Raw genomic sequence first — 8,814 nt, 5'->3', positions numbered from 1 at the left:
CGTTTGTAGTGAGGACTTCAGTCCTCTATCTCCAAATGACTGAGGACTAAAGTCCTTACTACAAACCTTAACTTACCGTTTGTAGTGAGGACTTCAGTCCTCTATCTCCAAATGACTGAGGACTAAAGTCCTTACTACAAACCTTAACTTACCAGTAATCTTTTTTAAAGATATTGCTGTAAGATGTTGGCGGTTGCTGTTCCGGTTTTGTGCCAGCTAAATTCGGCCGATCGCGCTAAGCTAGATTTTTTTAAGTGCGATCGCACTTTTGAATCTGTGGCTACTGTTTGCATGGCTGCGGCTATTTCTCCGACGCTGTAGGGATTGACTAATAATGCCGCATCTCCGGCCACTTCTGGCATCGATGACAGGTTGGAAGTGATGACGGGTGTACCGCAGGCCATTGCTTCCAAAATCGGCAAGCCGAAGCCTTCCCAGAGTGTGGGAAATACCAGCGCGATCGCCTGATTCATCAGTACGGGCAATTGCGAGTAGGGAACGTAACCGAGAAACTTTACCAAAGATTGTAAACCCAATTGTTCTACTTGTGCGATCGACTGTGGCGTGTAGGCGTTGGGAGGCCCGGCCAGCCACAATTCGTAATTTGCGCGATCGCCCAAACTCGCAAATGCAGCAATTAATCTTTCTAAGTTTTTGTAAGGATCGTGTCTGCCGGTATAAAGAAAATAATTTTTAGCTGGCAAGTCAAGATCTCTAAAATTAATATTATCACAAGCTAGGGGAATTGCGGTCATTTTATGACGCGGAATCTGGAAAAAGTTAGCAACATCTGTCGCCGTTGCTTCAGAATCGCAAATAATATGTTCGGCTTGTCGCAAAACCTGGGGTATGTAGTAGCGGAAATAAGCTGTCAACCGAGAGAACTTTTGGGGGAATCGCAAAGGAATCAAATCGTGAACCGTAACTATGTAGCGACATTTGGAATATAAAGGCGCTTCGGTAATCGGCGAAAATATTAGGTTTGACTGCAATTTTTCGTAAATCTTAGGTAATTTAAATTGAGTCCACAGCAGTCTGTTAATTTGTCCTTTAGTACCTCGATCGGGTGTGATGTTATCTGGGATTTGATAGCAAATATAATTGTCAATTTGCTGGGAAGCGAGTAATATTGGTTTTAGCTGTTGCAGTTGCGGGAAAAGATTAGCTGCATAAGTCCCGATTCCCGTGGGTTCGGGAGTTAGAAAGGATAAATTGATTAACAGTGGGTTGGACACGATTCAGTAAAAATAAACTTTTTATTAATCGATATTTGATCTCAAATCTGGTCGATTGCCGGCGATATCTGTATGGAAATGGTACTCCCTCCGCTACGCTTCGCCCATTGGTGTAAAATTAAGGTCAAAAACCTTTGTATTTCTCGTTTGCTGCCGAGACTAGATCCCCCTAAATCCCCCTTAAGAAGGGGGACTTTGAGAACTTCCGGTTCCCCCTTATTAAAGAGGACTTTGAGAACACTCTTGTCCCCCCCCTTTTTAAGGGGGGCTAGGGGGGATCTGGGCTTAATTTAACACCAATGGGCAGGGCGCCGTGTCCTTACCCACATCCATATCTGTCTCCTTAAGGTCGATCGAGCATTTGAGCAATATCAGCAGGATTTGGCAGCCGAATTGTAGCATATTCTTGGTGAATAATCTCAAAAAAACTCAAGAGTTTTTTCTCAAAAGGTGCCAGTCTAAAGTTCTGACTGCGTTGCTGCGCGCTAGCTTGAAGCTCTGCTAGCAAATCGGGATTGACAATTAGTTGATGTGAATATTGGCACAGTTGTTCAACGGTATTGAACAAAAAGCCCGATCGCCCGTGTTCGACAATTTCCGGTTGTCCACCGCCACAAAACGCGATCGGAGCACAACTGTTTTGCATTGCTTCCACAGTCGCCATCCCAAAATGTTCAAACCTTTGAGGATTGACTTCACCCAAACCGCAGCCATGCCAAAATATACTTGATTTAGCATAAAGCGATTTTACCTCATCTAAGGAACCATTGACTTTAAGTTCGATCGCCCTTGAATCCTGCTTCAACAAATTCTGCACCGTCTTTAAATAAGGATTTTTCGGAACACTGCTACCCGCTAAAATCAGCCGCCATCCTTGAAGTTCATCGGGATAATCTGCTAGCAAACTGCGGAAAGCTTCAATTAGTTCAATTTGCTTTTTTGTTCCTCCAGCTTCAAACTGTCCCACAGCTAAAACGATCTTTTCCTTCGGCACTTTAGCTGTTGCCATTTCTACGGGCGGATACAGCATAAAAGTGGGTTGCAAATTCCAACGTTTCTCCAGCCACTTGACAGTAAATTGACTGTTGGCAATAATAAATGTGTAGTCATCCACAGCAAAGTGAGAGTTCCGAAAAGTATTGGGAAAGTGGCATAAAAATACTGAGATAGGCGATAGCGGTTTTACTTTTTCTAGTTGATTCGCGTTGACAAAAACATCGTAATTTTTGCTTTCTCTGGCAATTTCATCGAAGGGATTTTCCATATCGTCGGCGATGATGCTGGAATCGATGCACTGCATTCCGCGTTTCTCGTAAAATTGCAAGGGAATAATTTTAATTTTGCAGCCTGAAAGATTCAGCCCGTACCACGACTCTAAGTCAGAAACAGCAACGGGTTTGTTGGTGATGAAGGTAATGTCAAATTCATTTTGCAGCAGCGAAGCGGCGGTAGCGACGTATTTTTGGCCGCCGCCGATAAAATGCAGTCCGTGATCGTAAATTGCGATCGACATTTTGCGATCGCCCCGCACCACCTGCAATCGAGGTAAAATGCGATCGATCTGGCTGCGGCTGTAAATCACCGCCAACTTTTCGGCTAACTGCGGCACTACCGCGGCGACAATTTCCGGTTTCTGATAATCTAGCAGTTTTTTAATCGCGAAAAATAAACTCTCAAACAGCAAATCGTACTGCTTGTTACTAAAAAAATCAGAAGTGTGAATTGCTTTAACTAATTGCAACGGTTCGTGTTTCGCCAAATACAAAAAACGATTGCGGTTGCAGAAATACTCGGTGAGTTTGCTACCTTTACTCGAACCGCGATACTCGTGATGGGCGATAGCTGCGGGAGTGTAAAGCATTTTCCAGCCGCGTTTGTGACAGCGTTTGGCAAACTCTACATCTTCAAAATACATCACAAAATCTTCATCAATCGGCCCGACATCTTCCAGACATTCCCTGCGAAAAAGCACCGCCGCCCAACACAGCCCCTCGACTTCTCTTTCTGTATCGTACTGTCCCGCATCTTTTTCGCCAAAGCCGACATCTTGCCAATAATAATTAGGTAACTGCTGAATTCCGGCGCTGTTGATTCGCCCGTCTTTGAACAGCAATTTACCGCTAGCTGCACCTACTTTTTGGTCATTTTCTAGGCGTTTAATTAATATTTCTAGCCAGTGACTGTCAAGAGTTGCATCGTTATTTAGAAAGCAGATGTATTGTCCTTTTGCTTCGCTGATGCCGAGGTTGAGAGCTTTGGCGAAGTTATTGGCAGAATTTACAAATATCCGAACTTTGGGAAACAGTTCGCGCAGGGAAGTAACGGAATTGTCTGCTGAGCAATTATCAATTACAATTAAATCGATGAGCTGTTCGGGATACGCAAGTTTTTGGATAGATTTTAAGCAATCTTTGGTGTGGCGCAGCCCGTTATAGTTGACTATAATAAACGAGCATATTGGCAGTAAAGTCATTCGATTTTGGATTTTGGATTTTAGATTTTAGATTGAATTATTTAGGATTTAATAATTGAAGAATTGAATTATTGGGATTTTTTTATTTAAGGATTGCAAAATTGCGAATGAATCCTGGGCTGGCGATCGAATTATTTCGGGTCATTTTTGATATTTTATTGCGGTCGATCGAGCAATTGAGCGGCAATCTCCTCTAAAATAGCAGTATGTTGCTGCTGTACTGCTTTGATTTGCTCTATTTCCGACTGAAAACTGGCGATCGCCTTTTGTTGAGTCTCAAGCTGTACCGTAACTTCGGGAAATCCGCTGCTGAATTCCGAAGTAACTTTTTTTTCGAGAGTTTGTTGATTTTCTTGCAATTTTTGTAATTGTATGCTCAACGTTTGCACGACGCGGGTATTGGCAAAATTATAAATAACTTGTCGTTCCAGTACCGGTCTGAGTAATTTGCGGACTATTTTTCTCACGGCGATGACCGCAGAACCGAGGCGCCTTTGGTAAGATGTAATTGGGACGTTGTAAATATCGAAACCGCTCTTCAACAGCGCGATATCTTCGTCATCTTCATCTCGGGCTCGACTATTTTCTCTTCCCGACAGCGGCAGCTCAGCAATACCAATTCGCGGCTCCAAAGTTTGCCGCAATTTATCGATGATTTGTTGAGTTGGTATTTCTTCGTACTGCAATCTTCCCCCTCCTTTTATTATGGTGCGCTACAAGCACCATCCCGTGACTGTAAAGCGCGCGCTGCGCCGCATCTAGTGAATTTTCTTTCCGTCAATGGGTGCTTGTGGCGCGCCCTACAAGCTGCGCGTTATCCCGTAAATTGCCCTTGGGAAAATAGTGCCAATGTCAATTTAAACTAGCTCGATTTGACTGTCATCACCGATCATAAACCGCAGAGCTTTCGGACGCGGCGGGGCGTTAGTAAGTTGCGCTCGCTGTCCGATCACGCTGTCCACAATCCGCTGGTGAATGCCAACTATTTTCGCCGCTTGCAATATTACACTGTGTTCGATGTCAGCATCAATCATCGTCACGCGATCGGCAATACTGCTGTAAGGCCCGATAAAGCAATTTTCAATGCGGCAATTTTCCCCAATTACCACAGGGCCGCGAACTGTAGAATTAATGATTTCCGTGCCTTCACCTACTTGCACTCGCCCGATTATTTGACTTTTAGCGTCTACTTTTAATTCCGTTGAAGCTACGACACAGCTATCTAAAATGATTTGGTTTGCACTCAGCAAATCGTCTTTTTTACCTGTATCCAGCCACCAACCCTCTAAATTGCAGGCTTCTACCTGTTTTTGCTGATTGATGAGCTGTTGGATGGCATCGGTAATTTCGAGTTCTCCCCGAGGCGAAGGTTGAATTTGATCGATCGCCTCGTGAATGCTAGGAGCAAAAAAGTAAATCCCCACCAATGCTAAATTAGACGGCGGAACCTTAGGTTTTTCTACTAACTGCAAAACTCGCCCGTTTTCATCTACTTTAGCAACACCAAAAGCAGACGGGTTTGGAACTGGACGCAGCAAAATTAGAGCGTCTAGTTTTTGCTGATTAAAGTTCTCTAAAAACGGATCGAGCTGGCTCTGAATTAAGTTATCTCCTAAATACATGATAAACGGAGAATCGCCCAAAAATGGTCTGGCAACTTTCACCGCGTGAGCAAGTCCCGCCGGTTCTGATTGCAAAATATAAGTAATTTTTGCACCGAATCGAGAGCCGTCTCCTGTTTTCGCCTTCACCTCTTCCCCGGTTTCGGGACTAATAACAATCCCAATATCCGTAATCCCAGCCGCCACAATGCCTTCAATTCCGTACCACAGTATCGGTTTATTTGCCACAGGAACCAACTGCTTAGCACCCGTATAGGTGAGGGGACGCAAGCGTGTTCCTTTGCCGCCAGAGAGGATGAGTGCTTTCATTGGGTGAACTCTGAGTTATCCTTTAGGGTTTGCGGTGCTGGCTGAATTTGCCAGCACTTGTTCGCTATCGTTAATCTTAAAGCACCGCTACCCCGCTGGCAATAGCCTCCCTGGAACAGTTGACAGTTGACAGTTGATAGTTGACAGTTGACTCAGAAAGCAGTTGATAGTTGACAGTTGACACTTGACCGAAGTAAGAAGGAAGAAGGAAGGAAGGCTTAATAAAAGCCAGGGTGTCAGCAATTTAGGACGTTCTCAGTATCTTGGCGGTTGCTATCCAAATGATTTATGGCGATCGAACATTCAGTCATCTCCAATCTCCAATCTCCAATCTCCAATGGTTTAATAGCGGCCGTATCGGGCCACAACTTGACTACCACTATTGTTTTGATTTGTCAACCAAGCCCACATCTGATCGCCCTGACAAAAATGCCACCATTCGTTAGGATGCTGCTGAAAACCAGCAGCTACCATCGCCTCTTTTAATATTTGCCTGCGACGGTGATATTCCTGTTTTTGCGGCTCATCGCTATTTGCATAATGATTTGGATAAGAACGTTCCGATATTTCATCAATCCCAGAACCCATATCAATTTGCCGCTGATTTTCATCCACCAAAGTGACATCTAAAGCCGCACCCGTACTGTGAGGGGGAGGCGTCGCCAGATCCATGCTCGGTACGGCCCAAAATTGATATACGTGTTCTATAATTACTTGCCGTTTGTCTTCGGAAACCGGAAATTCGCAGCCTTGAGCTACGGCAATTTGATTGAAAGTATAATCCACCATAAATTGCTGCACTTCCACGGGCCGGTAAGCGTCAAATATCAGAATTTTCCAATTTGGATAATTTTGCTGTAGTTGCGTTTTAGCGGAGAGCAAACTATCTACAACTCCTTGCCGCAAATAGTAGGGCGAATCTACTTTGCTGTTGTGATAGGGAGCACCCAGCTTTTGATAAGGGTGCGGAATTTCAAAGGCAAAATGTTCTGGTGGAATTGGCACTAAAGGTTCGCCACATTCGTCGATAGCTATTTGCTGATATGGCTTCATATCAAGGTTTTTTCCAGACTTTATTACTGTAGAAAAAATTGTAGTGAGGACTTTAGTCCTCAGATATTGATGAGGACTAAAGTCCTCACTACAAACACTATAGCAGATAGAATATCCTCATGTTCTAAATCGTCATAATCGTCTATGATTTATTAAAAATTCATGCCAGAACTAAGTAATTCAAGAATCAACTCTACTGGATATCGGAGAACGCGAATACATGGTTTTTCGTGACAGATATTCGGGTCGAGTGTGATGCGCTGCAAAAGTTGGTTGTCCATGTTTTAGGAGCCACTGTTAAATATATTGTAACCGAAAGAGCGTAACTCTGGCTAGGTTTGTAGTAAGGACTTTAGTCCTCCAAAAAATCAGCGGACTAAAGTCCTCACTACAAACCTTAAAAATTCTAACTTTGGCGGTAAGCAACTACTGCATAAAATGGATCGCCGCCTCCCATCCCCAGCATTTGCATAAAACTCGGCAAGCTAGACTGTTTAGCAATTACTTCCGGCTTGCTAAATCCGGGTATGTTCGCTCCTTTGACCGAATCAAAGTAACCCTGGACTAATTTTACCCGATCGCCCTCCGAACCTTCCCGCCAAGCCGCAATTGCTTTTTGATAAAACATCCGGTTGGAAAAACTGATAATTGCGACGCCCCCCGGCTTCAAAATCCGGTGAATCTCCGCAAAAATCGCATCCGCGTATTGCAAATATTGTACCGAAACGCAGTTGACAACCGCGTCAAACTCTGCATCCGGCAGCGGCAATTTGGGATTTGCGTTCAAATTCTGCACGAAATAATGATTCAGTCGGGGATTTTTTGCCAACTCCTCTTCGTTCATGCCGTGCCCTTCAACATGGGCAAATTCCATCTCATCAGGCAAGTGAGACACCCAACTGCTCATCATATCGAAAATCCGAGTATTCGGTTTCAGCCGTTCCCGATACAAATCGGTTAGTTGCTGGATAAATCCCTCGTCTACGTGCGTCACAAACCGGGGATAGGAATAGAACAAAAGGTCGTCTGTGTCGTCTAACTTGGTACGTTTGTCGGCTGGAAGCAACATAAATTCCGATCGCCAATGAGATTTACTCTTTCTAGTTTAAGAACAATTAAGAATTGTAAACACACTTCTCCAGAAGGACATCCGGCACTAGGGTGGTTGAGGGTGCGATCGATAATACTATTGAAAGCTACACATCCCCGACAGTGCCACAGTCTGCGAGTGTGCCCGCGAGTCCGCGAGTCCGCCAAGGGTTTAAACCCCTGGCTCACAGCTCAAGTCCACTAAAAGTGGACTAAAAAATTGAATTCAGCTTGAGTTTTTTAGTCGGTTTCAACCGACTTGAGCTATAAGAGGGGGGTTTAAACCCCTGGCTGCTTCTCGGTTTGAGCGTAGCATTCGGTTTGAAACAAACCCTGCGATCGCACCTTGACAGATCCCTAAAAACCTCTTACACTAATAATACGAACGCTAAGTAATAAACCTATGGTTACTACATCCACTGTCGATCGCAAATATCTAGCTCAGTGGCACGACGTTCTCGCCCCCCACAGCCTGGGCTACCGCATCAAACTGCTGGGGCAGCTAGGAACTCGCAGGCTGCAAGAAGCACTGGAACCCTTTGGGCTGACACCTTTTCACTGGCTGGTGCTGTGCTGCTTGTGGCAAGAAGACGGTTTGCCAACTTCTAGCATTGGCGACAAACTGCAACAGGTAGGCGGGACGCTGACAGGCGTGCTCGATCGCATGGAAGAAAGAGGTTTAGTCCGCCGCGAGAGAGATTGTCGCGATCGCCGGATTTGGCGCATTTGGCTGACAGACTCCGGTACGGCACTGCAAGAGGTACTGCCGCCGCTGGTAGCTGAAATCCGCGATCGAGCCGTCGAAGGCATTCCAGAAGCCGATCGCGAACTGTTTTCCCAATTGATCGATCGGGCGATCGTCAATCTGTCCTAAACCGACAACAAATAGCTCTTTCGAGTGAAGCGCAGCAACATCTACCTCCACTACATTACTAATAACCGCAAAATACTACGCATCCTTAAAAACAGCAGTCTTACTAAATAAAAAGTACGTACCCTAAACAAACGACATCTTACTAAAGTATCAGGAGTC

The 8,814-nt window shown here is 44.8% G+C and carries 8 protein-coding genes; 1 reads left to right on the top strand and 7 read right to left on the bottom strand.

From position 1 onward, the window contains the following. Positions 1-164: 164 nt before the first annotated feature. From QUB64_RS08880 to QUB64_RS08850, 7 genes are all read right to left on the bottom strand, one after another. Positions 165-1,235, bottom strand: a complete 1,071-nt coding sequence (locus tag QUB64_RS08880; protein ID WP_333268477.1) for a glycosyltransferase family 4 protein — start codon at positions 1,233-1,235, stop codon at positions 165-167. 343 nt (positions 1,236-1,578) lie between these two features. Then, entirely contained in the window at positions 1,579-3,708 is a 2,130-nt protein-coding gene (locus QUB64_RS08875; RefSeq protein ID WP_333268475.1) for a glycosyltransferase, read from the bottom strand. A gap of 155 nt (positions 3,709-3,863) precedes the next feature. Continuing rightward, entirely contained in the window at positions 3,864-4,394 is a 531-nt protein-coding gene (locus QUB64_RS08870; RefSeq protein WP_333268473.1) for a hypothetical protein, read from the bottom strand. A 171-nt stretch (positions 4,395-4,565) separates the two neighbouring features. Further along, positions 4,566-5,639, bottom strand: a complete 1,074-nt coding sequence (locus tag QUB64_RS08865; protein WP_333268470.1) for a glucose-1-phosphate thymidylyltransferase — start codon at positions 5,637-5,639, stop codon at positions 4,566-4,568. A 342-nt stretch (positions 5,640-5,981) separates the two neighbouring features. Continuing rightward, positions 5,982-6,692 carry a M15 family metallopeptidase gene (locus QUB64_RS08860; RefSeq protein ID WP_333268469.1) on the bottom strand — a complete coding sequence of 237 codons (711 nt, stop codon included), beginning with the start codon at positions 6,690-6,692 and terminating at the stop codon, positions 5,982-5,984. 152 nt (positions 6,693-6,844) lie between these two features. Then, complete coding sequence (locus tag QUB64_RS08855) at positions 6,845-6,973, bottom strand: DUF433 domain-containing protein (RefSeq protein WP_333268467.1); 129 nt, start codon at positions 6,971-6,973, stop codon at positions 6,845-6,847. Between the two features lie 125 nt (positions 6,974-7,098). After that, positions 7,099-7,761, bottom strand: a complete 663-nt coding sequence (locus tag QUB64_RS08850) for a class I SAM-dependent methyltransferase (RefSeq protein WP_333268465.1) — start codon at positions 7,759-7,761, stop codon at positions 7,099-7,101. A 423-nt stretch (positions 7,762-8,184) separates the two neighbouring features. On the opposite strand from QUB64_RS08850, the gene QUB64_RS08845 reads away from it, so the two are divergent. After that, a complete protein-coding gene (locus QUB64_RS08845) occupies positions 8,185-8,655 on the top strand; it encodes a MarR family winged helix-turn-helix transcriptional regulator (protein WP_333268463.1) in 471 nt (156 codons plus the stop codon). Positions 8,656-8,814: the final 159 nt, after the last annotated feature.

The sequence above is a fragment of the Microcoleus sp. Aus8_D2 genome (assembly GCF_036702665.1).
Taxonomy (GTDB): Bacteria; Cyanobacteriota; Cyanobacteriia; order Cyanobacteriales; family Microcoleaceae; genus Microcoleus.
Note: the sequence above shows the minus strand (reverse complement) of the source record. Positions and strands in the feature narration are given on the sequence as shown.

Bases quoted from the DNA above. Each gene is read 5' to 3' on its own strand.
- QUB64_RS08855 (WP_333268467.1), bottom strand. From the start codon at position 6,973: ATGGACAACCAACTTTTGCAGCGCATCACACTCGACCCGAATATCTGT.
- QUB64_RS08845 (WP_333268463.1), top strand. From the start codon at position 8,185: ATGGTTACTACATCCACTGTCGATCGCAAATATCTAGCTCAGTGGCAC.
- QUB64_RS08850 (WP_333268465.1), bottom strand. From the start codon at position 7,761: ATGTTGCTTCCAGCCGACAAACGTACCAAGTTAGACGACACAGACGAC.
- QUB64_RS08865 (WP_333268470.1), bottom strand. From the start codon at position 5,639: ATGAAAGCACTCATCCTCTCTGGCGGCAAAGGAACACGCTTGCGTCCC.
- QUB64_RS08875 (WP_333268475.1), bottom strand. From the start codon at position 3,708: ATGACTTTACTGCCAATATGCTCGTTTATTATAGTCAACTATAACGGG.
- QUB64_RS08860 (WP_333268469.1), bottom strand. From the start codon at position 6,692: ATGAAGCCATATCAGCAAATAGCTATCGACGAATGTGGCGAACCTTTA.